Genomic DNA, 25692 nt, shown 5'->3' with positions numbered 1-25692 from the left:
CCTTAATATTTTATGCGCGGATCAATGGCCGCATAAAGCAGATCTACAATAAGATTGACAAGGACAAAAAGAAGAGCAATCATTAAGATTCCGGACTGAATGACTGGATAATCACGGTAGCTGATGGCTTCCACGATATAACGTCCAAGTCCAGGCCAGCCGAAAATCGTTTCCGTAAGAATCGCGCCTCCCAAAAGCAAGCCCGTCTGAAGACCGATGACTGTCAAAATTGGGATGACGGCATTTTTCAAAGCATGGCGGTATACGACCCAGCTCATCCTAAGCCCCTTCGCCCTTGCAGTCCTTATGTAATCAGCGTTCAATACTTCAATCATACTTGAACGGGTAATTCGCGCGATAATCGCCATTGGTATTGTGGCAAGTGCAGTTCCTGGGAGAATAAGATGCTTGAATACCTCTCCAAATTGATCAAACCGCCCATTAATAAGCGTATCAATTAAGTATAGGTTGGTCACAGCGTCAACAGGATTCCGGATTTCTTCGCGGCCAGTCGTTGGCAGCCAGTCCAGTTGGATGGAAAAGAACCACTGTCCCATCAGGCCAAGCCAGAAAATCGGCATCGAAATTCCAATGAGTGCGATAATCATCGCGCCGTAATCAAACCATGAGCGCTGGAACCATGCACTGATAATTCCGGCGTTAACCCCTACAATAATTGCGATGGCCATGGCAAAAATCGTCAGCTCGGCGGTGGCAGCAAGATACGGAATCATTTCCTTGCTGATCTGCTCGCCAGTCCGAATGGATTCACCGAGATTTCCAGTGATGAGATCCATTAAATAAGAACCATATTGTACATAAATAGGCTGGTCCAGTCCGAGCTTGGCGGTCAGCTGCTGGATCGCTTCCGGCGTAGCCCTCTGACCTAGGATGACCTGGGCAGGGTCGCCCGGAATGGCACGGATGATTGCAAATACAACGATTGTCATGCCGAGCAGAACCGGCACAAGCATACCAATGCGTCTGATCGTATAAGATAGCATCGCCGCATCTCCTTTCAAATTTTAAAAGGGAGGAGCCTGGACCCCTCCCTTTTCCTTCTTACTTAAATTCGACTTTCGTGAACAGATCCGTTCCGGTTGGATGCGGAATAAAGTTTGCAATGTCAGACATTCCCGCCATCATCGGAGTGGAGTGAACGAGCGGAATCCAAGGTGCTTCATCATGCACAATGGCCTGCGCTTTTTTATACAGCTCATTCCGTTTCGCTTGATCCGTTACCGTTTGAGCTTCAATCAGAATGTCATGCATTTCAGGGTTGCTGAAGTAGGTGTAGTTGTTTCCGCCAATGCTGTCTTTATCTAAAAGGGTATAGATAAAGTTGTCGGGATCTCCATTGTCACCGGTCCAGCCAAGAAGGAATGAATCCGCTTCTCCCTTGCTCGCTTTTTCCAAATACGTTGCCCATTCATACGTTACGATTTTCGCTTTAACACCAATTTTTTCAAAGCTTGCCTGCAGCACTTCCGCGACCTTCATTCCTTCAGGCATGTAAGGACGCGCAACCGGCATAGCCCATAGCTCCATTTCAAATCCATTCGGGAAACCGGCTTCTTTTAGAAGAGCTTTTGCTTTTTCAAGATCGTACGGATATTCTTCAACAGAATCATCATAGCCTTCAAGAGAAGGAGGCATCGGGTTTTTAGCCGGCTCTGCAAATCCTCCGTAGAAGGAGTCGATGATGGCTTTCTTATCAACAGCATGGTTAAGCGCCTGTCTGACAAGCTTGTTATCAAGCGGCTTTCTTGTTACGGTTAATCCAACATATCCAACGTTCATAGAAGGACGCTTGAACAGCTGAAGATTTTTATCACCCTCTACCTTTGAAAGGTCAGATGGGTTCAAACCGTCCATCAAATCGATTTCTCCTGTTTGAAGGGCATTGAGACGTGCTGAATTTTCAGGAATCGTTTTAAAGATTACCTGTTTCAGCTTCGGATAGCCTTTCATCCAGTAGTCCTCATTTTTCTCTAATACGATGCGGTCATTTGCTTTCCATTCCACAAATTTGAAAGGTCCTGTTCCTACTGGATTTGCTCTCAAGTCGTCGCCGTATTTTTCAATAGCGGCCGGACTTGCAATTCCAAACGGTGACATCGCAATATTTTTAAGGAATGGTGCCTGCGGACGCTTCAGTGTGAAAACAACCGTTTTCTCATCGGCGGCTTTAATTTCTTTAATGACATGGCCTTCATCCTTTTTAAAGCCTCCGAACATCGTGTAATACGGGAATTTTTCCGCATCTCCGTTCATCCAGCGATCGAAGTTTTTCACTACTGCTTCAGCATTGAAGTCTGTTCCGTCATGGAATTTGACTCCCTCGCGAAGATGGAACGTGTAAGTGAGACCGTCATCTGACGCTTCCCATTTCTCGGCTAAACCAGGCTGAACCGTTGTGTCCTCATCTCCATAGCTTAAAAGACTTTCATAAATATTTTCCGTAACTTTAAATGCCTCGCCCTCAGTTGTGGTTATCGGGTCAAGAGAAGTAGAATCTCCGCCCCTTCCATAAATGAGGGTATCCTTCGCGTTCGATTTCTCTCCGGCCTTTTCATCTCCGTCTTCCCCTCCCGCTGACTTGTTGCTGCACGCGGACAAAGCAAGTGAAAGAATAAGGACAAAAATCAAGCCAAGCATGGACCACTTTTTTCTCATTGTCTGTTTCCCCCCTAATTTATCACCATCATCTATCATTCACGATGCTCAGCCATATAAATGGCAGGCAACGAAACGACCATCCTCCACCGGATAAAGCTCCGGCTTCACTTCCTTGCAAATATCCTTTACCCTCGGGCACCTCGTATGGAAGGCGCACCCTTTCGGCGGATCGGCCGGATTCGGCATGTCCCCTTTGATGACAATCGGCTCTTTTCTGCCGGAAGGCTCAGCAATCGGAACACTTGACAGCAATGCCTCCGTATACGGATGAAGAGGATTCCGATAAAGAGATTCACTGTCAGACAGCTCTGCCAATCTGCCAAGATACATAACGGCTACGCGGTCACTAATATGCCTGACAACCCCCAGATCATGAGAGATAAATAGATAAGTCAGAGAAAAAGTTCCCTGCAGCTCCTTCAGCAGATTCAGAATCTGTGCCTGAATGGAAACATCCAATGCGGATACAGGTTCATCGGCAATAATGAGCTTTGGATTCGTCATCAGCGCCCTTGCAATCCCGATCCGCTGTCTCTGGCCGCCACTGAACTGATGGGGATATCTTTTGCCAAGATCCGGATCAAAGCCCGCGATTCGCATGATGTCCGCAACCCTCTCTGTCCGTTCTTTCTTAGATCCCATTTTGTGAACAATGAGCGGCTCCTCCAATATGGATTGGACCTGCTGCCTCGGATTCAAGGAAGCATACGGATCCTGAAACACCATTTGCATCTCGCGCCGGACTGTTTTCATATCCTTTTTGTTCAGGTCAAATAGTGATTCTCCATTAAACCGGACCGAACCGGATGTCGCATCCGTAAGTCTTGCAATCAGGCGGCCGAGGGTAGATTTCCCGCACCCCGACTCCCCAACAATTCCAAGCGTTTCCCCGGCATTCAGCTGAAGCCTGATTCCATCCACAGCCGTGACCTCTGTTTTATTCCTGCCAAGGAGCCCCTTGTGGCTTGTATATACTTTTCTTAAGTCTTCAATCTCTAGCAATGGCTGACTCAATCAGGGCACCCTCCTCTTTATACAGCCAGCATCGAACCTTCTGGCCGCCGCTTACAGTCAAATCCGGCCCCTCCTCCTGGCACAGCGGCTGAACGAATTCACACCGGTTGGCATACGCGCATCCTCTCTGGATACTGCCTGGCTTCGGAACCTGGCCTTTTATGGAAAAAAGCTTTTCTTTCTTTGTACGGATATCGGGAACGGACTGCAGCAGCCCCCTCGTATACGGGTGCTTTGGAGAAGAAAAAATGGATTCAACATCCCCCTCCTCAGCAATTTGCCCTGCATACATCACAGCGACCCTGTCGCACACCTGAGCAACTACACCAAGATCATGGGTAATAAGCAAAATCGATGTATTCAGCTTCTTATTCAAATCCTTCATAAGCGCCAGGATCTGAGACTGAATGGTTACATCAAGCGCTGTTGTCGGCTCGTCCGCAATCAATACACCCGGATTGCAAATCATCGCCATCGCAATCATGACACGCTGGCGCATCCCGCCAGACAGCTGATGCGGATATTCCCCGAGAAGGGATTCAGGCCTCGGCATACCGACAAGCCCAAGCATTTTAACCGCCTGCTCCCTCGCTTCCTTTTTTGAACACTTTGTATGAACCCGGCATGCTTCCGTCAGCTGTTCCCCGATTTTGAGAAGCGGGTTCAGCGACGTCATCGGCTCCTGAAAAATCATCGCGATTTCATTGCCTCTGATCTTTCTTAAACTAACTTCACTTTGTTTAAGAAGATCCTTATCCTTATAAAGAATTTCGCCTCTAACCAGAGAAGTATTCGGCAAAAGACCCATCAGCGCCATGGACGTCACACTTTTTCCGCAGCCTGACTCGCCGACAATCCCGAGGATTTCACCCTTCTTCAAGGTCAAATCAACAGACTTCACCACATCCGTCACAGAAGCATCTCTTTTGAAGCCGACGGAAAGATTCCTGACTTTTAAAACCGTCTCATTTTCCAAAGGTCTTGCCCCCTTTATGCGGTACACTCTATTTTTTTATTTTTTTGCTGGACAGGCGGATCGCTGTTTGAGCAGTTCGCCTGGGATTTCGATTCGACCTATAATAGGTGCACCGGAGATGCGATGCTTTTCGAGCCGATTGGCCGGGCTTTCCAGCCAAACTTCGTTTTTCGGCCGATAATGGGCGCTTTCCAGCCGGTTCGGTCCTTTTTCCGGCTGCTTACCGTGCTTTTCCTGCCGATTGGCCCAGTTTTCCAGCCAAACCTCGTTTTCCGGCCGGATGCGGCGCTTTTCCTGCCGGTTCGGTCCTTTTTCCGGCTGCTTACCGTGCTTTTCCTGCCGATTGGACGGGCTTTCCAGCCAAACTTCGTTTTCCGGCCGGATGCGGCGCTTTTCCAGCCGGTTCGGTCCTTTTTCCGGCTGCTTACCGTGCTTTTCCTGCCGATTGGCCCAGTTTTCTAGCCGAATTTCTTTTTCCAGCCGATACTATGCACTTTCCAGCCGTTACGATTTTCTTTCCAGCCGTTACGATTCTCTTTCCGGCTGAGTACGTTTCTTTTCAGTCGTTTTCCGGGGTTCTCAGCCAAACTTAATGACTGATCCTTCAATTTTTCTTTCAGAAAATATTCACTGCTGCACGGGTGTCTTTCATTCTGGTTGGGGCTCTTATTTGAGCCAATTTGCGGTAAGATTTTACTTAAATTATGTAGATTATGCGGGAGGAGCAAGATGATTTTGAGTAGAGCGGAAACTAAGAAGTTTTATATTTCAATAATATATCAAACTTTTACACTAGTGTAAATATTCAGAAAAAATAACATTTTTTATTCTATTGTATTTTTATTATAGAAATGGCTTATTCATAGGCAATTCCCAACGAATCAATATAATTTTTTTTGCTGTAAAAATTTTTCATTTAAAATAGCCAGAAGGTACTACATTGTTATGAAGACAGGCTTTTTATTATGACAAAAAGCCCTTCAGCTGGAGGGCTTCTACAAGTTTAATTGCTGAATCTGAAACAGGTTGTGGTACAGTCCTTTTTTCGCCATCAGTTCCTTGTGTGTTCCTTTTTCCGCGATTTTCCCATGATCCATGAGGATAATCTGGCCTGCATGGGTAATGGTTGAAAGACGGTGGGCGACTATAAAGGTGGTTCGATCCTTGGATAGCTTTTCGAGCGCTTCCTGAATGAGATGTTCACTTTCAAGATCGAGGGCGCTGGTTGCTTCGTCCATTACAAGGATTGGAGGGTTTTTCAGGAACACCCGGGCAATTGACACTCTTTGCTTTTGTCCCCCGGAAAGCTTGACCCCTCGCTCTCCGACCTTTGTATCATAGCCGTTTGGAAGCTTTATGATAAAGTCATGTGCATTTGCGGCTTTTGCGGCCTCAATTACTTCTTCATCCGTCGCATCCGGTTTCCCGACAAGGATGTTTTCTTTTACAGAGTGCGAAAATAAGAATGTATCCTGCAGCACCATCCCTATTTGATGGCGAAGACTGGTTGCCTCATAGTCCCGAATGTCGATCCCGTCAAGGGTGATCCTGCCGCCCGTAACATCGTAAAACCTTGGAATAAGGCTGACGAGCGTTGATTTTCCGCCTCCGCTCATTCCTACGAGAGCAATGGTTTCTCCTTTATTCGCCTCAAGTGTTACATCGTCGAGAACCTTCGCATCATCGTCTTCATATTGAAACGTGACATTCTCGAATTTGAGCTGTCCATTCACACGATCCGCTTTGACTGCATCCGGCTTGTCAACAATGTCATACGGTTCATCCATAAACTCGAATACACGGTCCATTGAAGCAAATGCCTGGGTAATCAGTGTAGAGGAATTAATCAGACGTCTCAACGGACCATACAAACGCTCAATATAAGCAATAAACGCGACCATCGTTCCTACCGTTAAATTTCCATGGATAACCTGATACCCTGCATAAGCGATAACAATGAGCGGAGCAGCATCCGTTATTGTATTAACGACGGCAAAGGTTTTCGCATTCCAGCTCGTATGGTCGATCGCTTTCTGAAGGAAATTCTGGTTTTCAGACGCAAACTGACGCTGCTCATAATCCTCAATCGCAAAGCTTCGGATCACCGGCATCCCCTGAACACGTTCGTGCAAATGGCCCTGTACTTCTGCAAGCGCCTGTGACCGTACCTTCGTCAGGGTGCGAAGTTTTCCATAGAAATACTTTACCGAGATACCGTATAGAGGGAAAAGAACGATGGAAATGAGTGTAAGGGGTACGTCCATTGTCATCATGATGGCGATAGCAATCAAAATGGTGACAATATCCAGCCAGACATTCATCAACCCCGTCATAACAAAATTTTTCGTCTGCTCGACATCATTTATTACCCGCGAAATAATCTCTCCGCCTCGGGTATTTGCGTAATACCGTAGACTAAGCTTTTGAAGATGAGTAAACAGGTGATCCCGAATATCATAAAGAATCCTGTTTGATGCAAGCTGTGCCAAGTATTGCCGATAATACTCAACCGGCGGCCTCATGACAACAAACACGGCAAACATAGCACCCAAAATCGTAAATAGATGCTGCGTCTTTTCATCAGCCGTGCCAGGACCGCCAACAATATCATCCACCACATATTTAATCAAAAGCGGTATAAGAAGTGGAATTGCAAATTTCACAATTCCGATTGCAATCGTTCCGGTAATTTGCCATTTATAAGGTTTAACAAATTCCATATAACGCCTAATTGAACCCATACTTTAACCCCCATGATGTCTAAAACGACAACAGATGCGCTGCCTCTATCCTGCGGTGACCGCATGGATTTTACAAAACAAACAAAAAGCCTGCTGATCCGCTCCAACAGGCCTCTTCATTTTGAGAATTTTAAATACTGTTCGTACCATGTATCAATAAATTCCGAAGAAAAGGGTCCCTCTCCTTCATGAATCCAATTAATCAGCCTATCCACATTTTTTCTTAAAATGAGATCAATTACACCCGGATAGTTCATTTCTTTCTTATGGGTTTCATATTCATCCTCATCGAGTAAAATATATGACTTGTCCGGGAAAACCTTTACGTCCAAATCATAATCAATATATTTCAGTGCCTCATCGTCCCATACAAAAGGGGAGCTGATATTACAGTAATAATAGACACCGTCTTCGCGGATCATGCCTATAATATTAAACCAATACTTTGCGTGAAAATAGCAGATAGCGGGTTCTCTGGTAATCCAAGTCCTTCCATCTGACTCAACAACGGTTGTCCGGTCATTGCCTCCGATAATCAGGCTGTCCGTCCCTTTCAGAATCATTGTCTCTTCCCAGATTCGATGCAGCTTGCCGTTGTGTTTATAGCTATGTATTTGTATAGTTTCTCCTTCCGCCGGTAAGCCCATCTTTTTCGCCATCCTTTGAAGCAGCTTCCACAAGAATTTCCGATCATATCATATCCAGAAGCCAGAATTCATATTTGCTCTTATTATACAGTTACTAGATTGAAAAAGAAAACAAAAGGCCATCGCCGCAGAAATAGAGGGTTTCTCTCCATCGCAGATGCATGACCTTCAAAGCTCTTATCGCTCCCACACCGGGTGATTTTTATAAGACTGGATTACTTCTTCCGTCTGCTTTTCAAATGTCTGCTGGATGGAGTGCAGCTCCATCTTCATCACCTGAATCTCATTCTGAACCACCCTAAGCTTATCCTCATTCTGAAGCTTTTCAAGTTCCCTTTCTATCCGCTGGCATCTCTCCACTTCATTCTGCAGTTCAAGCAGCTTATCCATCGTCCTAAGCTGCTCCTCAACAAGCACATCAAATTTGCCCATGTATGAGCCCCTTTCCCGCTTAACCTTACGTTCATCTATATATTCGGTCTGGAATGACCAAGCTCCTTTAAAAGATTATGCGGAAGAATGGCATGTTTTGTCGGAGGCAGAAAAAATGAAAAGAGGCCGCCATTATGCAAGCCGTCCTCTATCTCCTTCTGCAGCCGGACCCGCTCACGATTAAGCGATCCTTGTACAGAGATTGGAGATAAGCACAATTCTTGCGGCGACCTCTCATGCATTTCTGCATTTAGTGGTGTGAATTAGCTGTTTTGAGATTTGTTTGCTTCAGCTTGCTGGTTGTACTTTTTCACGTGCTGAGCATCAGTCTCAGAAGCATACTCAGTACCGTATTGTCCTTGAGCAGCTTGTTGGTTCTGTTGCTTAACATGTTGAACGCTAGTTCCAGAAGTTGTTTTACCAGCTTGTTGTTGGTTTTGGTTGTTGTTTGCCATTGTAATCACCTCCACAAAAAATATCATGTCCTGTGAAGGTGAGGAATATGCGATTTATTTTTTAATTTTTTTCATCTTAAACGAGCAAAGAACGTCCGCCATCCACGATGAGCGTTTGACCCCTGATCATCCAGGATTGATCGGAGACAAGAAAATCAACAGCGTTCACAATATCCTCAATTTCCACCATACGTCCTGCTGGTGTTTTGGAAATGGCATCATCCAGCAGCTCTTGTCTGTTTGGAAAATGCTTCAGCGCTTCTGTGTCAACGGCACCGCCGGAAACAGCATTCACCACGATTTTTTTAGAAGCCAATTCGACCGCTAAATATCGTGTCAGCGCCTCCAGTGCAGCCTTCGATACTCCGACAGTTGTATAATTTTCAAGCACACGGATGGACCCAAGTGAACTGATGCTCACTATTTTACCGCCTGATTCATCCATCCGTTTTGCTGCTTCCTGAGCGCAAAACAGCAAAGCTTTGCTATTAATATCCATGGTCCAATCCCAATGATTTTCTTCAAGCTCCATCAATGGTCTCAACACACCCGATGCGGCATTGTTGATGAAGACATCCAGTCTTCCAAACGCTAAATCAATTTGTTCAAAAAGATCCTTAATTTTATCCACTTTACCTACATTTGCTTTAACTACAAGGGTTTTCACACCCAGCTTTTCAATTTCTTCCGCAGCTTCAAGTGCTGCCTGCTTGCTTCTCGCATAATTAATTACGATGTCATAGCCCTGCTTCGCCAAGCTTAAAGCAATCGCCTTTCCAATTCCTCTGCTGCTTCCTGTTACAAGCGCGACTCGATTTTGTGTCATTTTTCTAATCCTCTTTTCTTTCGAATAGATACGTTTATTGTATCAAACAATAAGGTCAATACGCCATAATCGGCAAGGAGGCACTAAATCATGTATATTGGACGCGATATGTCAGAACTCACAATGATCTCAAAACGGGATTGGAAAAATGAAGAACTCGCCTATTTTCACCACGCTCTCCAGCAAGTACTTCCTTATATGAATTCTGAAGGACTAACCATTCACAAAGAAATAATGAAAGAAATCGAAGAGCGCGGCGGATTGAAAAGGAATGAAGCGGATTATACGCATGGGACGAGGGTGAGTTACGATTGAATTGAGTTTGCCTGGGATTTCCGATCAAATCCAGTTTCCCTGGCATTCTTGCCTGGTATTCCCGCTCAAATTTAGTTTCCCTGGCACTCTTGCCGGGCATTCCCGTTCAAATTAAGTTTGCCAGGCATTCTTGCCTGGCATTCACCGTTCAAATCCAATTTCCCTGGCATTCTTGCCTAGCATTCCCGTTCAAATCAAGTTTCCCTGGCATTCTTGCCTGGCATTCACCGTTCAAACCCAGTTTCCCTGGCATTCTTGCCTAGCATTCCCGTTCAAATCAAGTTTCCCTGGCATTCTTGCCTGGCATTCACCGTTCAAACCCAGTTTCCCTTGCATTCTTAACTGACATTCCCTCTCAAATCAATTTTCCCTGGCATTCTTCCCTGGCATTCCCGCTCGGTGGATGCCTTTCCTAACATCCCAGCAACCCAAAGAACCCGGCAAAAGCCGGGCCCCCAATCACTTCTTTTGCCCATCCAAATACAACTGATAAATTTTCTGGTGGGACACTGGAAAAGCATATGCCTTCATCTCTTCTTCTGTTACTTTCACCAGTCCTGCTCCGTTCTCTATCCGTTCCACTTTCCCTGCAAAAAGGGTGATGTTCCAGATCAGGTGACTGAACACGTGCTGGATGATTCCTTCAATCGTCTCTAATTCCATTAGCGCTCCGTATTCTTTATGCAAAAACAATTCAAGCTCTGCTTTTTGGGTCATCGTTTCCGACACAGTTTCGCAGTTTGGGAATTCCCATAGATTGGCGAGCAAGCCTTCTGACGGACGTTTGTGAATCCAGAAGTTACCCTCGCTGTCAGTCAATACGGCAGCTGCAAGCAGCAGGGACTTCTGCTTTTTCTTTTTGCTTTTTATTGGAAGGTCTTTTTGTCTTCCTTCTTCAAATGCCTGACAATGATCTCTAACAGGGCAAAGGAGGCAGGATGGCGATGAAGGTGTGCAGATGAGTGCACCGAGTTCCATGAGTGCCTGATTAAAATCGGATGGATTGTCTTTTGCAATCACTTCTCTGATAGCTGTGTCAAAGAGCTTTCTTGTTTTCGGTTTGGCGATGTCTTCTTCTATCAGCAGGATTCTGGACATAACGCGCATTACGTTGCCGTCAACAGCCGGCTCAGGGATATTGTAGGCGATGCTCATTACAGCGCCCTTCGTATATGGGCCGACCCCTTTGAGTTCTCCGAATTTATCCGGATCAGCAGGCACGATCCCATCGTAGGATTCATGTACTTCCCTAACCGCTGCTTGCAGGTTGCGCACTCTCGAGTAGTAGCCAAGCCCTTCCCAGGCTTTCATGACTTGCTCCTCATCTGCATTTGCCAGGGCGGCTGGATCAGGGAATTTTTCCATGAAGTTTAAAAAATAAGGGATGACCGTGTCTACTCTTGTTTGCTGGAGCATAACTTCAGATACCCAGACTCGGTAGGGGTCTGAGTTTTCACGCCATGGGAGAATGCGCTGTTCTTTTTGGAACCAGCCGATCAGGTCCTGCTGGAAGTCCTTTATTTCCAATTCTGATAGCAAGTTTTTCATGTTGGAGCCTCCAGATGTTAAGATTCATATTAAAATGGGAAACATAGCAGTATCATGATTAGAAAAACGAGATCCATGTTCCCGGTTATTGTGTCGGAGAGATTTTCTTGAAAATCGTTTATCAGCTGGGAGGGATTTTATGGATACTGCCACCCATGTGGTAATGGGGATTGCACTTGGAGGAGCGGCAACACTTGATCCCGTAATTGGCAGTGACCCTGCAGCATCACATGCCGTTATGGCTGCTGTTCTACTTGGATCGCAGGCTCCGGACCTGGATACTATTTTAAAACTTCGAAATAATGCTGTCTATATTCGAAACCATCGAGGCATTACACATTCCATGCCTGCTGTTTTAATATGGTCTGTTCTAATTACAGCCTTGATTTATTTTCTTTTTCCCGGTGTAGATTTGCTGCATTTAGGGATTTGGACATTCATTGCTGTCGCACTGCACGTGTTTGTGGATATCTTTAATGCTTATGGAACACAGGCTCTAAGGCCCTTTTCGCACAAATGGATCGCACTCGGATTAATCAACACGTTTGATCCGATCATTTTCTCCATTCATGCTCTTGCCATTGCAATTTGGGTCTTTGGAGCACCGCAGGGCTATACTTTTGCGATTATGTTCGCTGTCCTGGCGGGTTATTATGTAGTGAGATATATAATGAACAAAAAAATCGTACATGAAATTAAAGAACGGTTCAACAATGTTACCGGAATCATCATTTCTCCGACATTAAGATTCAGGAGCTGGCATCTTGCTGTTACGACGGAATCCCATTTTTACGTGGCGCGTCATGTTAAAGGCGTATTAACTGTGCTCGATGAGTTCGACCGCGTCCCTGTTCCGCAGACGGAGATGATTAAAGCAGCTGAAGAGGATCATAACATTTCAGCCTTCTTATCCTTCTCGCCTGTATACCGCTGGGAAGTGGAAGAATTCTCTGATCACTATGAAGTGCGCTTTATCGATCTTCGCTACCGCAGTAAAGGATACTATCCGTTTGTTGCGATTGTTCAGCTTGACAGCAGTCTGAAAATAGTCAGTTCCTATACAGGATGGATCTTCAGCGAAGAAAAGCTTAGAAAAAAACTTCACATCATTCCCGATTAAAAGAGGCGGTTCCTATAAGGAACCTGCCTCTTTTTAATGCTGCAGATAGTCATCATTGTTCAAAAGATGCTTGTATTTCGGGTTTGAAGCGACAAATTCATGAAGCCTTGGACCATATTGTTCAATCCAATTTCTTACGATGGCTTCCGTCATTTCTTTGCCTTTATATGTTGCACCGGCTTTTGCATAGGTAGCTTCGAAATCCTCCCAGAGGAGTTCAACCCATGTTCTTGCCTGGGCATATGCAAGCGAATCATTTTTTAACAGCAGCAAGTCAGTAAGACGCTCATAGTAGCTTTCCATTTTGAGCACCTCCTTTTTGAAGGCAATTCTGCCTGTATGTACTAATTATAATACAAAGTCTTATGCTCATAATAGTAGTACGCTTCAAGATCAATGAAGCGAAACAACCCATCACTGGAGGCGGTTCGATTGCGGAACAAAGCAAAGGATTTCCCCATTGCAGAAAGATCCGAGGGCGAAGCGCGTGCGAAAGGCGCGTATGCGTCCAAACGCGCTGACGGTTCGATCAACGATCATCCCCAGGAGCGTATGAGAGCTTCTGGCCAGAGAGAAGATTACAACTAATCTAGATCCTCTTGCCGGGCAATCTTCGCCATTCCTTTGATTCATGAACAAAGCGTATTCGCAGCTTCTATAATCTGAAGTACGTTCACTCAAAGTGAAAGGCGGAGCGCTGAAAAAGGACTGGCCGCGCTATTGCGGCCGGTCTTTATGGTTTAAGGAGCACCGAAATGGGCAGAGCTTCTTCTTTATCCGGGGTTTCAAGACGATGGCCCCATGCAAAGATTCCGTTCATGTAGACAATCTTGAACATCTCTCCAGGAGCCCCCTCGATTTCATATTCATCCCCAGCTTTATAATCAGCAGGATTCAGCAGATAGGATTTTGCCATTGAAATTTTCCGGTCGAGAACTGCAAATTCGTTGACCATCCCCATTTGCTCAGCCTTTCTTGCCTTCTCCTTTAACGCTCCAATTTCAGTATTCAGTTCAAATTGGGTCATTTCACTGTATCGTTGTGTTTGCATGTCCATCGTTCCCCCTAATGTGCAGCCCAAAAAGGAATCGGGCAGGTTTGAAGAGAATATTAACCCTGTATAAATTCTTCGGGGTTTTCCAGAAACTCATCAATGAGTTCGATCTGAAAACCTTTCCGATACAAGTATTGCTTCATTTTTTGCCTGTATTCATAATCATTGCCTTTGTTATACTTGTACATCACTTTATTTGCCTGCTTGGCAAGCGCTTCCTTTTCATCGTCCTGATCGCCGCCGAATTCAAGCGACTGCACGACTTCAGAGATTAGGTTGAAACTGAAGCCTTTGCGAATAAGAAGCTGTTCAAGCTTCTTTTGAATTTGAAAGGCTGATATAGCGTGATTCTTTTTCATGAATTTTTCAGCATGCACCATTGCAGCATCGCGCTGCTCTTCATGCGAATATAAAGATAAAGCCTGTTCAATATCAAGCGGCGCAATCCCCTTTTTAATCAGCTCCTGCCTTATGACAGCCGGACCCTTGCCTGAAGATTGCCATTGCGTTCTCGTAAATGCATCAGCAAATTGCTGATCATTAAGTAAGCCGGATTCATCAAGCTGATGGAGCACCTCTTGAATGGTCTCAGGCTGGAATTCTTTTTTCTCCAGCTGCTGCTTGATTTCCATTGTTGAGCGCATTCTATAACTGAGAAAGTCCAGAGCGGAATTGTACGCTTTTCTGACATGATCACCCGTGCAGATTTCAGCAATGTCCAATTCGGAAAGTTCCTTGCCTTTTGCGAGGCCGTGTTTAAGCAGAGTGTGCTCGTCCACACCGAAACCAAACTCTTCGCCTTTTCCATAATCCAAATAGATGTTATACCGCTCAGCGTTTTTTTGCTGGGACGTAATTTTCGTTATAAAAGCCATTCTCAACACCTCTCTCCTATTTTAGCACACGTTTATCATCAGGGAGGCAGGGTAGAGCTTAGAAAAAGCATTTAAAAAATACGCGAGGTGACAAGGATGAAAATAGCAATCGCCGGAGGATCCGGTTTCGTCGGAAAACATATCGCCCAATACTTTGCAAGAGAAGGCCATAACGTCGTTATCCTAACCAGAAGTGAAAAAGAAGGCTATGGAAACATTGAATATGCGAAGTGGATGGATGGGGCTAAACCTATTCCAAGTCTGGAAGGCCTGGACGTTATGATCAACCTTGCAGGAAAATCAATCAGCTCCCGCTGGACAGAGGAAACGAAGAAGGAAATTGTAGAAAGCCGCGTTGAATCCACTAGAGAAGTTTATAAAATACTGAACGGAATGGACAAAAAACCGTCTGTATTTATAAATGCAAGTGCTGTTGGAATTTACGGGACGTCTGAAGAAAAAACATTTACAGAGGAGTCGAACGGAACGGATGAAGATTTCCTTTCAAGCACCGTTCTAAAATGGGAACAGGAAGCATCGATGATTCGCGATTTAGGGATCCGCACCGTTTACGCCAGACTAGGAATTGTGCTCGGAGAAGGAGGCGTGCTCCAGAAAATGATCCTCCCTTATAAATTATACGGCGGAGGCCCGCTTGGCTCAGGTACCCAGTGGATGTCATGGATTCATGTAACGGATATTGCCGGGCTAATGGATTTCATCATCCATCATGATGAAATTAGCGGGCCGATAAACATGACATCACCCAACCCTGTTCAAATGGATACCTTCGGGAAAACGCTGGGCAAAGTCATCAACAAGCCGCACTGGCTGCCGGCACCAAGCAGCGCCATTAAGCTTGCACTTGGGGAAATGAGCATTCTTTTATTGGAAGGACAGCGTGTTCTTCCGAAAAAAGCGATTGAAAACGGCTATACTTTTATTTTCCCATCGCTTGAACCTGCTCTGTCTGACATAATAAAATAGTATAAAATCTATTTCCGCTAGGAGCACAAAAATGACCTGCACATTATTTAAGCGCGCTACTATTTTTCCCGTCACTTCCGAAATTTTATATGCTTCCGATCTTCTTGTTGAAAATGGGAAAATCGTCAAAATCGGAAAAAACATTCCCGCACCTGATGAATGCACAATCATTGATTGTCAGGATCAATATTTGTTTCCGGGACTGATCGATGTTCATACCCATCTAGGTCTTTATGATGAAGGAACCGGATGGGCTGGAAACGACGCCAATGAAACCGTTGAACCTTTGACACCTCATATCCGGGCCCTTGATGGCGTTCATCCGCTTGACTCCGGATTCCGTGATGCGATTTCACACGGAATAACGACGGTTCACATTATGCCCGGGAGCGCCAACGTAATCGGCGGAACGACATCTGTTATCAAAACCTGGGGTGTCAATATAAGCGACATGCTGATTAAGGAAACCGCTGGTCTAAAAATTGCCCTTGGTGAAAATCCGAAACGGATCCACAGTACAGGCAATAAGGATTCCATCACCAGGATGGGGATTATGGGCATGCTCAGAGAAGCCTTTTATCTCGCAAAATACTGCGATGAAAAAGAGGATTTCCGCTCTCTTTCCATCCGCCGGGCATTGAGACGCGAAATTCCTGTCCGTATTCACGCACACAGAGCAGACGATATCCTATCTGCCATTAGATTCGCGGAGGAGTTCAATTTAGATTACAGAATTGAGCACTGTACAGAAGGTCATCTCATTGCCGATGAATTTGCAGGCACGAATGCAAAGGTTAGTGTTGGACCGACCTTTACAAGACGGTCAAAAATCGAGCTTAGAAATAAAAGCTGGCAAACGTATCAGGCCCTTACCGATAAAGGGGTAGAAGTATCCATTACAACGGATCATCCCTACACACCTATCCAATATTTAAATGTCGTAGCTTCACTCGCCGTACGTGAAGGCTTCGATGAGCAAAAAGCGATCGAAGGCATCACAATTACCGCAGCACGCAATCTTCAAGTCGACCATCGCATCGGCAGCTTAGAGGTTGGAAAGGATGCAGATTTGGTTCTCTGGAGCCACCACCCCTTCCATTATTTAGCGAAGCCAAAGTGCACAATGATTGACGGAAAATTCGTGTTTGAAGACTCCAAATGGGCCTCTGAAAAAGGGATAAAAATTGGCCAAAAAAACCAATAAATTTTCGCAAAAAAACTGTATCTTTTTTAAACAAATTCGAGTATGATATCAGTGCATGGCTTGCTCACAAAGCCTTGCTGTGTATGACAACTTAATGACCTGGGTTCAATGGGAAGGCAAATGGTGCGCCACCAGTTTTACTGGTCCTAGTGGGTTCGATTCCCACCCCGAAATTTTTTGGCTAATTTAAAAAATTTCGAGGGTGGGGCTAAGGCTACGCGTCTGCCCTCATGTTGGAGGGAGCGAGAAAGATGCTTAAAAAACGTGACATTCACGATAGTCATGCGCTGTATGAACTCATGGTACACCCCGACGTCTTCCCTTATGTACGTCATAAAGCTGATTCAATCGAGGAATATTTGTTTTTAACCAAGCAAACAATCGAAGCCGAAGAGCGCAGTGAATTGATTTCACGGACCATTCTTGACGAATGGGGCTCTCCAATCGGGACCATCAGTCTTTTTGATCTCCAGGAAAACGCCGGGTTCCTCGGAACCTGGCTCGGCAAGCCTTACCATGGTAAGGGCTACAACCAAGCGGCAAAAGACGCATTTTTCAATGAACTATTCTACGAACTGGGTATCGACACCATTTTCCTCCGTATCCGGAAAGTCAACGTCCGTTCCACCAAAGCTGCAGAAAAACTTCCATACGTCGAATGTGCCAATGAAACACGCAAGGCACTGCTGGAACAAATCAACAACGGAGAAGACATCTACAGCCTATTTGAAATTAAAAAGGATTTATATACACTCTATACTATGAGAACCCCTTGTGCTGTAGAAGAACAGCACTTGAAAGAAGCATAAAAGTACAGCCCGCCATTATTGATGGCGGGCTTTTGGTTTGCAAGGCAGTTAAAGGCTTTGAATAAGGAAGGCGCTTTGATTTAAGGTTGATACAGGGGATATAGCGGACAAATTTATTTTTCCAGGTGATCCCTGCATTTATTTTGACGCATTTCCCAACAGTTCAACACCTATTGGCTCTCACACGATGATTTCTAGTTAAAATACAAGATGAACTATCTGCAAAATGATTGTTTTGCTGACTTTCGACAGATAATTGCTGACTTTTCACCATTAATTGCTGACTTTCGGCCGTTAATTGCGGACTATTTACTATTAATTGCTGACTTTCCTCCGTTTATTGCTGACTTTACCCAGACACACTTCCATCCCGGCAAAGTTCGTTAAAAAGTACGTGTCCACCCCTTCATCTGTATGAATCCCCCCATACTTGTCGAAAATAGTTCTATCCTTAAAAAAATGGAGCTGATACATAATGGAAAAGAAACGTCATGAGAATTCTAAGAGAACACTGACCACTGCACAGGAGGTTCTCTTCGGGAAAGAATTTAAAGCGGCTGACCGTGCTGGCGGTTTTACGAAGAAGAAGAACTAGTTTCCAGCATGTACGCTGCCTTCATCGGCCATCCTAATAGTGAACCACAAGTTCACAACAACACAGGGGGCGTTCATTTTGGGAAGAGGACACAAACAGCACAATCGTGATAAAAACAAGAATAGTCTTCCTCAAGTTCCGAAGCAGCTGAAAAGAGAAACGGATGGAACGTATGAGGAGTATTCCCGTGAATTAGCCGACCAAGCGGACGTGAAAGCACAGGCGAGAGCCAGCGCGGCAAACGAACGTCAGCAAAAAAGCCACTAAAACATGCATTAAGCCCCTGCCAGGAGTCAGCAGGGGCTTTTATTTATATGCGTTTAGCTTTTAAATATTTGCTTGACCAGTAAGTGCTCACCTTGTAATGAATGACTTTTACTCCATCATTTGATGTGAGGATTACCTGCCCTTTACCGGCATAGATAGCAGGTACGATTGAGCCGGTTTGGAAAAAGACGAGATCCCCTGGTTTAAGGTCCTTTTCTGCAACTTCCTGTCCCAGGTTAATCTGCTGATTTCCGTACCTTGGCAGCTGCATGCCTTTTGCCTTCTTAAATACATACTGCACGAAACTGGATGTATCAAATCCGGTTTCCGGAGAAACTCCGTTCTTCGCGAACTTTGTTCCGACAAGTTCTTCAGCATTCTTCACCACGGGCTCACTTCGGTCGATCCCAAGTCCGCTGACCCGTTTTATTCCCGCGAATTTTTCCTGTAAAAAATTATTCGTGAGGTAGCTGACCGTTACTTTATTCGCGCCGCCAATCCGTGTCGCATTGAGAATTTGGTTATTTCCTGCGTAAATGCCAACGTGGGAAATTCCGGGCCGATGTGTGTCTTTGAAGAACACAAGATCTCCCGGCTGGACGTTTTCCCTCGCTACCGAAGCTCCAACCGCCCATTGCTGTTCAGGGGTTTCCGGCAAGTAGATTCCGGATGCTTTTTCATACACATACTTAGTGAATCCGGAGCAGTCAAATCCATCAGGCGACTGGCCTCCCTCTGTATAAGGAACATTTAAATACTGAAGCCCTTTTGAAATAACCTGGTTAGCCGATGCCATCTTCAGCGGGCCGGTAATCCGCTTCGCACCCGCATAGCGGCTGTTCCAGTAATTAGAGTTTTGAAATCCGACAGATGTAACTCCTTTCGACACAGAGCTGTATATCATCCGCCCATTTCCTTCATAAATTCCGGTTGTTGAAAGCTTTCCGCCGGATGAATCGTTAAAAAACAGGACATCCCCCGGCTGCAGGCTTTCCCTTTTTACCTCTGTTCCAAAGCTCCACTGCTCGCTTGATAGAGGCGGAAGTTCAATTCCCTTAGTTTTTTTAAAAACATATTGAACAAATCCGGCTGAGTTGAATCCTTCCGCCGGTGTATTACCTTTACTTGAATAGCTTGTACCCATGTACTGCTTGGCTGTTTGCAGGATTGTAGCTGCAGATGACTTAATGAACGGGAGACTAATTGCTAAACAAGAGCTTATTGCTATGGCGGCGATTACTTTCATTTTCATATAGTCTGGGCTCCTTTTTCTAATCTCCCCACCATTATGTCAGCAGCTTCATCCGATGCCAATAGCGCCAATTCCTCAACTGTCTCTGCTCATTTAGACTGGTGAATTCCTTGTTTTTGGTCGAAATGTTTATACGAGGGAGTCACCCGGTTCAAGGACTGGAACCTCTGCCTCAAGGTCATCTGCATACTTAATTCCTTGTCCTGTGTTAAGCAGGACAACCGTATCATGTTCCTTTATCCATAGCTCCTCACGCAGCTTTTGGGCAGCAGCAAAAACGGCCGCCCCTTCAGGACAAATGAAAAGCCCTTCCTTCGACGCGACATCCAGCTGTGCAAGCTGAATGGCTTCCTCTGATACAGACACAGCACAGCCTTTCGTCTGATAAATCGCATCAAGTACGAGAAAATCTCCAATCGCTTTTGGAACATTGATTCCAAAGGCCCCAGTCTTGGAATTGTTCCAGAATTCGGATTCCCGTTTTCCTTCTTCCAATGCTTTCACAATCGGGGCGCACCCCTCCGCCTGAACCGCAACTAGCCTGGGCATTTTGTCAGACGAAATCCAGCCGAGTTTCTGCAGTTCGATCATGGCTTTATAAATACCGATTAGTCCGACTCCTCCGCCTGTCGGATAAAGAATGACATCCGGAACTTCCCAATTAAACTGCTCTGCGATCTCGAGACCCATTGTCTTCTTTCCTTCAATTCGGTATGGCTCTTTTAAGGTGGAAGCATCATAATACCCTTTTTTGCCGACTAGCTCACCCACCATTTTTCCGGCATCACTGATCAGCCCGTTTACCAGCCACAATCTTGCTCCCGAAGCTGCACATTCCTTTCGGGTCGTGACGGGAGCATCAACCGGCATAACGACATTCGCTTCAAGACCTGCCCTGGCGGCATAAAGCGACCATGCTGCACCTGCATTCCCATTCGTTGGCATCGCAAACTTTTTGACTCCAAGCTCTTTCGCTTTAGAGAGCCCAACTGCCGCTCCCCTTGCTTTAAAGGACCCCGTCGGAATCAGCCCCTCATCCTTCATGAATAGGTGAGAAATTCCATATTTTTCACCCATTTTCGAAACAGGCAGTATTGGAGTCCCCCCCTCGCCCATCGTGACGGCATTCTCTTCCTTGCGAACTGGCAGGAGCTCGTGGTATCTCCATATATTGCTTGATCTTGCAGCTAAACTTTCCTTCGTCCATACTTTTTTTATCTCTTCATAATCATAATCCACCAGCAGCGGAGAGCCGCATGTACACAATTGATGAATTTGCTCGGGATCATAATTCCTCCCGCATTTAGGGCAAAAGAGCCTGGTCATATAGCTATACTGCATAACAAATTGCCTCCCCATGAAAAATAAAAACTCACTTTTAAATAAAGATGAGCCTTCAGTTTATCTGATCGGCATCTGTTTTTTATCATATCATAGAAATTTTTTCTGCTGCAGAACGCTATTTATCCAAAAAACTGGTTTACCTGGAGTTTTTTTAAAGTGTATGATGGGAAAGTACTATATTGAAGGAGGGGATTGCTTATGCATAAAAATCCTGCAGGCTTTTGGATTCGCTTAGGCGCAAATCTGATTGATGGAATTATTTTTGCAGTTATAGGTTACTTTTTGGTTTTAATCATGGGAGAAGGCATTGGGAATAGTGCTACGAGCGGTATTCAGTTCTTTTATGGACTTCTGCTTCCGATTTTCTGGTACGGATATACGGTGGGAAAAAGGGCCGTCAGCATTCGTATTTTACGAGTGAACGGGACAAACGTCACGTTCTGGACTATGATCAAACGTTCAGTGGTAAGCGGTATTCTCTATAGCGCTCCAATTGGTATCGGAGCCATTATTGCGCTTACCATGGCATGGACTGAGATTGCACAAGTCTTAGCCAACCCCACGGATCCAAGTTTAGCAATAAACAATTCAATGATGTCAGCTTTTGCTGTTTTCATTGGAGGAATGCTGCTTTCCTCAATCATGCTTTTAGCAAGTGCCATTATGGTGGGTGTGAGGGAAGATAAGCGCTCATTGCATGATTTGATTGCCGGTACATATGTAACCCGTAATTCGCCAGGTGAACCAGCTGTTACTGGGATTAATGAAGTTAAAGAAGCATAAGAAAAACAGGTGAATCATTTGTCATTCACCTGTTTTTTTGCTGTAAACGGGCAGATTGATTGGCTTGAATGAGATGATCAATACTTAGGTGAGGGCATTCATCCTTCACCAATTGATAGACGTCTTTTAACAGCTCCTCCAAAATCACCAAACCTTGCTTCGGATCCTGCAAAAAGACATTTCCCATGCGCTCCGCTGCTAATGATGGCTTACTATTCATTTCGCCAAGAGACTGCCTCTGCCACTTAAACCCCGGATGATGAACATAGGTTTCATTTAATGCAAAAAGTACACTCATTACGTTTTTCTGTACGTTGACAAAAATCTGATGGAGCAAGAGCCAATCCTGTCTTTCCACAAGAGCGTACCGGTTTCTCCATCTGCTTCCAAGCTCTAAATTCTCTGTTATCATTGCAAGCTTTAAAGATTCCGGATAGACGGATACTTTTTCTATCAGCCTCTGAAATGCGCTTTCTCCCGCTAAGCATTTTCCATTGAAAACAGCAGCCGCGAGACATTGTTTTTCAAGATCTGTGGATGAACGGTCAACTACATCTCCTAAAACTGAATCTGCAGTTCTCGTCAAAAAATGGCTGATTTCCATTTTGACTCCGAGAGCGTGGTAGGTTTCTGACCATTCTTCGTCTTCATAGTCATGAAAATCTATGATTTCTCCCTGGACCTCTTGAATGGGGAAAAGCCGGTCTTCATCACTTGGTTCTTCTCGCCAGCAGAGAAAAAGCTCAATATCGGAAAAGCAATCTTCCCATCCTCTGGATACAGATCCTCCAAGCCATATATAATCCACTTTTGGATTGCTGTTATAAACATCCGCTATTTTTACAGCTAAATCATTAAGCTCCATCCTAGTGTCCCCCTTGCCTCCGTTCCAGCTCCATCACATACTTATACCGGTCCCCGCGATAAATGGTTTTAGTATATTCCACAGGCTGATGGTCTGCCGTAAAGCTTGTCCGCTGGATTTTCAAAACAGGTGCCCCTTCTGCAAGCTTCAAAGCCTCTGCCGCTTTTTTGCCTGCTTCCGCTGCCTCGAGCTCCTGCTTCCCGTATTGGATCGGCATGCCGCAGTCACTTTCAATGTAGTGATAAATGGAGCCCTCGGCATGCTTTTTCGTCATATCAGGAAAGAGATGAACCGGCATGTAGAGAGTTTCGTAAGCCATCGCTTCCCCATCTGCCAGCCGGATCCTTTTCACTTTGTACATCTCCTCATTCTGTGTGAGACCAAGTTCTTTTGCGGCCTGTTTTGAGGCTGTTGTTCGTTCAAAGCTAATAATCATCGTTTCCGGTTTTTTTCCCTGCTCTGCCATTTGCTCTGTAAAACTCGTAATTCCTGTGAGCTCCTGATTGAGCTTTGGAGCGGAAACAAAGGTTCCCCGCCCTCTTTTGCGCTCCAAAATGCCTTCATTAACCAGATTGCTGATGGCCTGCCGGACCGTCATCCGGCTAATCGAATACTGCTCGCAAAATTGTCTCTCAGAAGGGATCGCTTCCCCGCTTTTCCATTCACCCGAACTGATTTTATCTTTAATGTTTTCTTCCACCTGAAAATAGATGGGAACCGGAGAATCTTTTTTTATCATTGGCTAAGCTCCCCTTTCCCCTCCATCCGAACACCAGAAAGTGCCTCCTCATCTGCAATGATCGTTGCGTCAGGATGAAGTTTCAGTACGGATGCCGGGAAATCCTCTGTCACTTTTCCGTACCATAGCTGCTCAATCGCAGCTGCCTTCTTCCCTCCTGAAGCAAGGAGGACGATTTTGCGGCTTTTCATAATGGTGCCGATTCCCATTGTGATGGCTTCTTTTGGTACCTGTTCCATCACTTCAAAGTACCTTGCATTCGCCTGTCTCGTTGATTCCGTCAGCCCTACGAGATGGGTGCCAATCTCAAAAGACGTGCCAGGTTCGTTAAACCCAATATGACCATTTTCTCCAATGCCAAGCAGCTGCAGATCGACTCCGCCTGATTGTTCAATCAATCGATCATAACGGCTGCACTCATCTATAGGATCAGCAGCGGTTCCATCCGGAATGTAATTGCTTTCTCCAGCAAAATCCGTATGACTGAAAAATTGCTCCTGCATGTAGCTGAAGTAGCTGTTCGGATCCTCTTTTTTCATTCCAAAATATTCATCCAGATTAAAGGAAGCCGCCTCTGCAAAAGAGATTTTCCCTTCGAGGAATAATTCAACCAGTTCAGAATAAACCCCTTTAACCGTCCCGCCTGTTGCCAGACCCAGAACCGACTGCCTTTTTTGTTCCATCTGCTTTAAAAAAATACCGGCTGCTTTTTTACTCATATCTCGATAATCCGCTGCTGCAATTAATTTCATGCCCATCCCCCTTTTTGGTAAGCGATTTTCCCGCGGCAAATCGTCAGCACCACATCTCCATCCTTTGATAAAGCCGTCAAATCTGCATCCTTTCCAGGCTTAATGCTGCCTTTCCGGTCAAATATATTCAGCTGCTTTGCAGGATTCACAGATGCCATTTGCACGATATCCTCCATAGAGCAGCCTGTGAATCTCTTCATGTTCTGCACCGCTTCATTCATTTTCAATACACTTCCGGCAAGTGATCCGTTTTCAAGCTCTGCTTTTCCATCTTTCACATACACGTCCTGGCCGCCAAGATCGTACACTCCATTTTCCAGCCCCTTGGCTCTCATGGAATCCGTAATCATTATCATCCCTTCCGGACCTTTGAGACGGTATGCAAGAAGGATCATTTCAGGTGCAACGTGAACCCCGTCAGCGATAATCTCGCACTTGATTCGCGGATCCAGCAGCGCAAAACCGGCTGTTCCTGCCTCCCTGTGATGCAGCCCCCTCATTCCATTGAATAAATGGGTTGCTTGGCACACCCCATGATTTGCCGCCCTTTCCCCATCAGAAAATAGCGCATCCGAATGCCCGATGGATGGAATAACTCCTGTATTTGTAAGATGGTCCGCCAGTTCCATACCGCCCTCAAGCTCTGGAGCCATCGTAACTAATTTAATCGCTCCGCCTGCTTTTTCCTGCCATTGTTCAAAAAGAGCGATATCCGGTTTTAAGAAATGAGTCGGGAGCTGTGCTCCTGCCCGCTTTGGTGACAAAAATGGCCCTTCTACATGGATTCCGAGAATTTCCGCACCTTTAGGAGGTCTAGACATGCAGACAGCTAGATTAGAAAGTGCTTTTTCAATGGATTGAGTATCGGAAGTCATCGTTGTTGGCAAAAAGGACGTAGTTCCTTCTTGAACAAGCTGATTTGCCATCGCTGCAAGTGCTTCCTCTTCTGAATCCATTGCATCAGCTCCGCCGGCTCCATGAATGTGCATATCGATCATCCCGGGAATCAGTTCGATTGTTTGGCTAAGTTTCAGCTCCACAAAGCCTGAATGCATTTGAAACTTTTCCATCGGGCCGACTTCTGCCACTTTTCCCTCTTTAACAAGTACATATCCAGGCCGGAATGTTTCAAACTCTGCATAAACCGTTGCGTGAGTGATTGCAAGCATTGATCAGGCACCTCTTCTTTCTGAATTTACAAAAATTTTATCATCACGAAAGCTAGTTGTCTATACCAGTTATAAAAATTCTCCTTATGTTTTTCCTTTACGCTCTTCTCATAGCAATCATTTGTATATACTAACCGAACGTTTTTCTTATGTAGCAATATCGCTCTGCACCATTCTACAATTTCTGCAAAAGCTGTGCATAAGTTATTCACACCCCTGTTGATATTGTGGAAAAATGTGTGGA

The 25692-nt window shown here is 45.2% G+C and carries 29 protein-coding genes; 10 read left to right on the top strand and 19 right to left on the bottom strand.

Features of this window, described 5'->3' with window-relative positions:
- Positions 1-2: 2 nt before the first annotated feature.
- Genes AS29_RS11555 through AS29_RS11540 form a run of 4 tightly spaced genes read right to left on the bottom strand, consistent with a single transcriptional unit; the run spans position 3 to position 4669 of the window.
- Positions 3-1004, bottom strand: a complete 1002-nt coding sequence (locus AS29_RS11555; RefSeq protein ID WP_035405983.1) for an ABC transporter permease — start codon at positions 1002-1004, stop codon at positions 3-5.
- A 58-nt stretch (positions 1005-1062) separates the two neighbouring features.
- On the bottom strand, positions 1063-2676 hold the full coding sequence (locus AS29_RS11550; RefSeq protein ID WP_035405981.1) for an ABC transporter substrate-binding protein: 1614 nt from the start codon (positions 2674-2676) through the stop codon (positions 1063-1065).
- Positions 2677-2724: 48 nt separating this feature from the next.
- The gene (locus AS29_RS11545; RefSeq protein WP_035405978.1) at positions 2725-3693 is read right to left on the bottom strand and encodes an ABC transporter ATP-binding protein; all 969 of its coding nucleotides are present in this window, start codon (positions 3691-3693) and stop codon (positions 2725-2727) included.
- Entirely contained in the window at positions 3668-4669 is a 1002-nt protein-coding gene (locus AS29_RS11540) for an ABC transporter ATP-binding protein (protein ID WP_035405975.1), read from the bottom strand. The genes AS29_RS11545 and AS29_RS11540 overlap by 26 nt, the downstream gene beginning before the upstream one ends.
- A gap of 123 nt (positions 4670-4792) precedes the next feature.
- Between AS29_RS11540 and AS29_RS11535 the strand changes: the two genes are divergently transcribed.
- Complete coding sequence (locus AS29_RS11535) at positions 4793-5131, top strand: hypothetical protein (protein WP_035405973.1); 339 nt, start codon at positions 4793-4795, stop codon at positions 5129-5131.
- A gap of 533 nt (positions 5132-5664) precedes the next feature.
- Here AS29_RS11535 and AS29_RS11530 read toward each other — a convergent pair.
- The 5 genes from AS29_RS11530 to fabL all read right to left on the bottom strand — a co-directional run bounded on the left by AS29_RS11530 (position 5665) and on the right by fabL (position 9770).
- On the bottom strand, positions 5665-7410 hold the full coding sequence (locus AS29_RS11530; RefSeq protein ID WP_035405971.1) for an ABC transporter ATP-binding protein: 1746 nt from the start codon (positions 7408-7410) through the stop codon (positions 5665-5667).
- A 116-nt stretch (positions 7411-7526) separates the two neighbouring features.
- Positions 7527-8057, bottom strand: coding sequence for a nucleoside tri-diphosphate phosphatase (ntdP, locus tag AS29_RS11525; protein WP_035405969.1), 531 nt, complete (start codon positions 8055-8057; stop codon positions 7527-7529).
- A gap of 177 nt (positions 8058-8234) precedes the next feature.
- Positions 8235-8489, bottom strand: a complete 255-nt coding sequence (locus AS29_RS11520) for a YgaB family protein (protein ID WP_035405967.1) — start codon at positions 8487-8489, stop codon at positions 8235-8237.
- 263 nt (positions 8490-8752) lie between these two features.
- A complete protein-coding gene (locus tag AS29_RS11515) occupies positions 8753-8944 on the bottom strand; it encodes a gamma-type small acid-soluble spore protein (RefSeq protein WP_035405965.1) in 192 nt (63 codons plus the stop codon).
- 76 nt (positions 8945-9020) lie between these two features.
- The gene (gene fabL / locus AS29_RS11510) at positions 9021-9770 is read right to left on the bottom strand and encodes an enoyl-[acyl-carrier-protein] reductase FabL (protein WP_035405962.1); all 750 of its coding nucleotides are present in this window, start codon (positions 9768-9770) and stop codon (positions 9021-9023) included.
- Positions 9771-9860: 90 nt separating this feature from the next.
- On the opposite strand from fabL, the gene AS29_RS11505 reads away from it, so the two are divergent.
- On the top strand, positions 9861-10085 hold the full coding sequence (locus AS29_RS11505; RefSeq protein ID WP_035405961.1) for a hypothetical protein: 225 nt from the start codon (positions 9861-9863) through the stop codon (positions 10083-10085).
- A gap of 459 nt (positions 10086-10544) precedes the next feature.
- Here AS29_RS11505 and mutY read toward each other — a convergent pair whose 3' ends face one another.
- Complete coding sequence (gene mutY / locus AS29_RS11500) at positions 10545-11633, bottom strand: A/G-specific adenine glycosylase (RefSeq protein WP_035405959.1); 1089 nt, start codon at positions 11631-11633, stop codon at positions 10545-10547.
- A gap of 139 nt (positions 11634-11772) precedes the next feature.
- Here mutY and AS29_RS11495 point away from each other — a divergent pair, with 139 nt between their 5' ends.
- Positions 11773-12753, top strand: coding sequence for a metal-dependent hydrolase (locus tag AS29_RS11495; RefSeq protein WP_035405957.1), 981 nt, complete (start codon positions 11773-11775; stop codon positions 12751-12753).
- Between the two features lie 33 nt (positions 12754-12786).
- On the opposite strand, the gene AS29_RS11490 is transcribed toward AS29_RS11495, so the two are convergent.
- Entirely contained in the window at positions 12787-13056 is a 270-nt protein-coding gene (locus AS29_RS11490; RefSeq protein ID WP_035405955.1) for a YfhJ family protein, read from the bottom strand.
- Positions 13057-13149: 93 nt separating this feature from the next.
- On the opposite strand from AS29_RS11490, the gene sspK reads away from it, so the two are divergent.
- Positions 13150-13341, top strand: coding sequence for a small, acid-soluble spore protein K (gene sspK / locus AS29_RS11485; protein WP_082883824.1), 192 nt, complete (start codon positions 13150-13152; stop codon positions 13339-13341).
- 145 nt (positions 13342-13486) lie between these two features.
- Here the strand turns inward: sspK and AS29_RS11480 are convergent, their stop codons facing one another.
- Together AS29_RS11480 and recX are read right to left on the bottom strand one after the other, a co-directional pair.
- Positions 13487-13804 (bottom strand): YfhH family protein, encoded by a 318-nt coding sequence (locus AS29_RS11480; RefSeq protein WP_035405953.1) that lies wholly within the window; start codon positions 13802-13804, stop codon positions 13487-13489.
- A gap of 59 nt (positions 13805-13863) precedes the next feature.
- Positions 13864-14682: a recombination regulator RecX gene (recX, locus tag AS29_RS11475; RefSeq protein WP_035405950.1), complete on the bottom strand. Its 819-nt coding sequence runs from the start codon at positions 14680-14682 to the stop codon at positions 13864-13866.
- 96 nt (positions 14683-14778) lie between these two features.
- Between recX and AS29_RS11470 the strand changes: the two genes are divergently transcribed.
- From AS29_RS11470 to AS29_RS11455, 5 genes are all read left to right on the top strand, one after another.
- Entirely contained in the window at positions 14779-15669 is an 891-nt protein-coding gene (locus tag AS29_RS11470; RefSeq protein ID WP_035405947.1) for a TIGR01777 family oxidoreductase, read from the top strand.
- A 31-nt stretch (positions 15670-15700) separates the two neighbouring features.
- The gene (locus tag AS29_RS11465) at positions 15701-16873 is read left to right on the top strand and encodes an amidohydrolase (protein ID WP_051860610.1); all 1173 of its coding nucleotides are present in this window, start codon (positions 15701-15703) and stop codon (positions 16871-16873) included.
- A 251-nt stretch (positions 16874-17124) separates the two neighbouring features.
- Complete coding sequence (locus AS29_RS11460) at positions 17125-17682, top strand: GNAT family N-acetyltransferase (protein WP_035405945.1); 558 nt, start codon at positions 17125-17127, stop codon at positions 17680-17682.
- Between the two features lie 475 nt (positions 17683-18157).
- The gene (locus AS29_RS21060) at positions 18158-18277 is read left to right on the top strand and encodes a YfhE family protein (protein ID WP_249291989.1); all 120 of its coding nucleotides are present in this window, start codon (positions 18158-18160) and stop codon (positions 18275-18277) included.
- A 78-nt stretch (positions 18278-18355) separates the two neighbouring features.
- Complete coding sequence (locus tag AS29_RS11455) at positions 18356-18544, top strand: YfhD family protein (RefSeq protein WP_035405943.1); 189 nt, start codon at positions 18356-18358, stop codon at positions 18542-18544.
- A 43-nt stretch (positions 18545-18587) separates the two neighbouring features.
- Here the strand turns inward: AS29_RS11455 and AS29_RS11450 are convergent, their stop codons facing one another.
- Positions 18588-19796 (bottom strand): C40 family peptidase, encoded by a 1209-nt coding sequence (locus AS29_RS11450; protein WP_051860609.1) that lies wholly within the window; start codon positions 19794-19796, stop codon positions 18588-18590.
- Positions 19797-19925: 129 nt separating this feature from the next.
- Positions 19926-21137 (bottom strand): threonine synthase, encoded by a 1212-nt coding sequence (locus AS29_RS11445; protein WP_035405941.1) that lies wholly within the window; start codon positions 21135-21137, stop codon positions 19926-19928.
- 201 nt (positions 21138-21338) lie between these two features.
- Between AS29_RS11445 and AS29_RS11440 the strand changes: the two genes are divergently transcribed.
- Complete coding sequence (locus tag AS29_RS11440; protein WP_051860608.1) at positions 21339-21923, top strand: RDD family protein; 585 nt, start codon at positions 21339-21341, stop codon at positions 21921-21923.
- A 25-nt stretch (positions 21924-21948) separates the two neighbouring features.
- Here AS29_RS11440 and AS29_RS11435 read toward each other — a convergent pair whose 3' ends face one another.
- The 4 genes from AS29_RS11435 to nagA are packed head-to-tail and all read right to left on the bottom strand — an operon-like array spanning position 21949 to position 25448.
- The gene (locus AS29_RS11435; protein ID WP_051860607.1) at positions 21949-22788 is read right to left on the bottom strand and encodes a DUF4037 domain-containing protein; all 840 of its coding nucleotides are present in this window, start codon (positions 22786-22788) and stop codon (positions 21949-21951) included.
- 1 nt (position 22789) lies between these two features.
- Complete coding sequence (gene phnF, locus AS29_RS11430) at positions 22790-23527, bottom strand: phosphonate metabolism transcriptional regulator PhnF (RefSeq protein ID WP_035405940.1); 738 nt, start codon at positions 23525-23527, stop codon at positions 22790-22792.
- Entirely contained in the window at positions 23524-24279 is a 756-nt protein-coding gene (gene nagB / locus AS29_RS11425; RefSeq protein ID WP_035405937.1) for a glucosamine-6-phosphate deaminase, read from the bottom strand. The genes phnF and nagB overlap by 4 nt, the downstream gene beginning before the upstream one ends.
- Positions 24276-25448, bottom strand: a complete 1173-nt coding sequence (nagA, locus tag AS29_RS11420; RefSeq protein WP_035405934.1) for an N-acetylglucosamine-6-phosphate deacetylase — start codon at positions 25446-25448, stop codon at positions 24276-24278. Before nagA ends, nagB begins: the two co-directional genes overlap by 4 nt.
- Positions 25449-25692 lie beyond the last annotated feature (244 nt).

This window comes from Bacillus sp. SJS, assembly GCF_000732485.2.
Lineage (GTDB): Bacteria > Bacillota > Bacilli > Bacillales > Bacillaceae > Metabacillus_B > Metabacillus_B sediminis.
The sequence above is the reverse complement of the archived record's forward strand: the minus strand, read 5'-3'. Positions and strand labels throughout refer to the sequence as shown.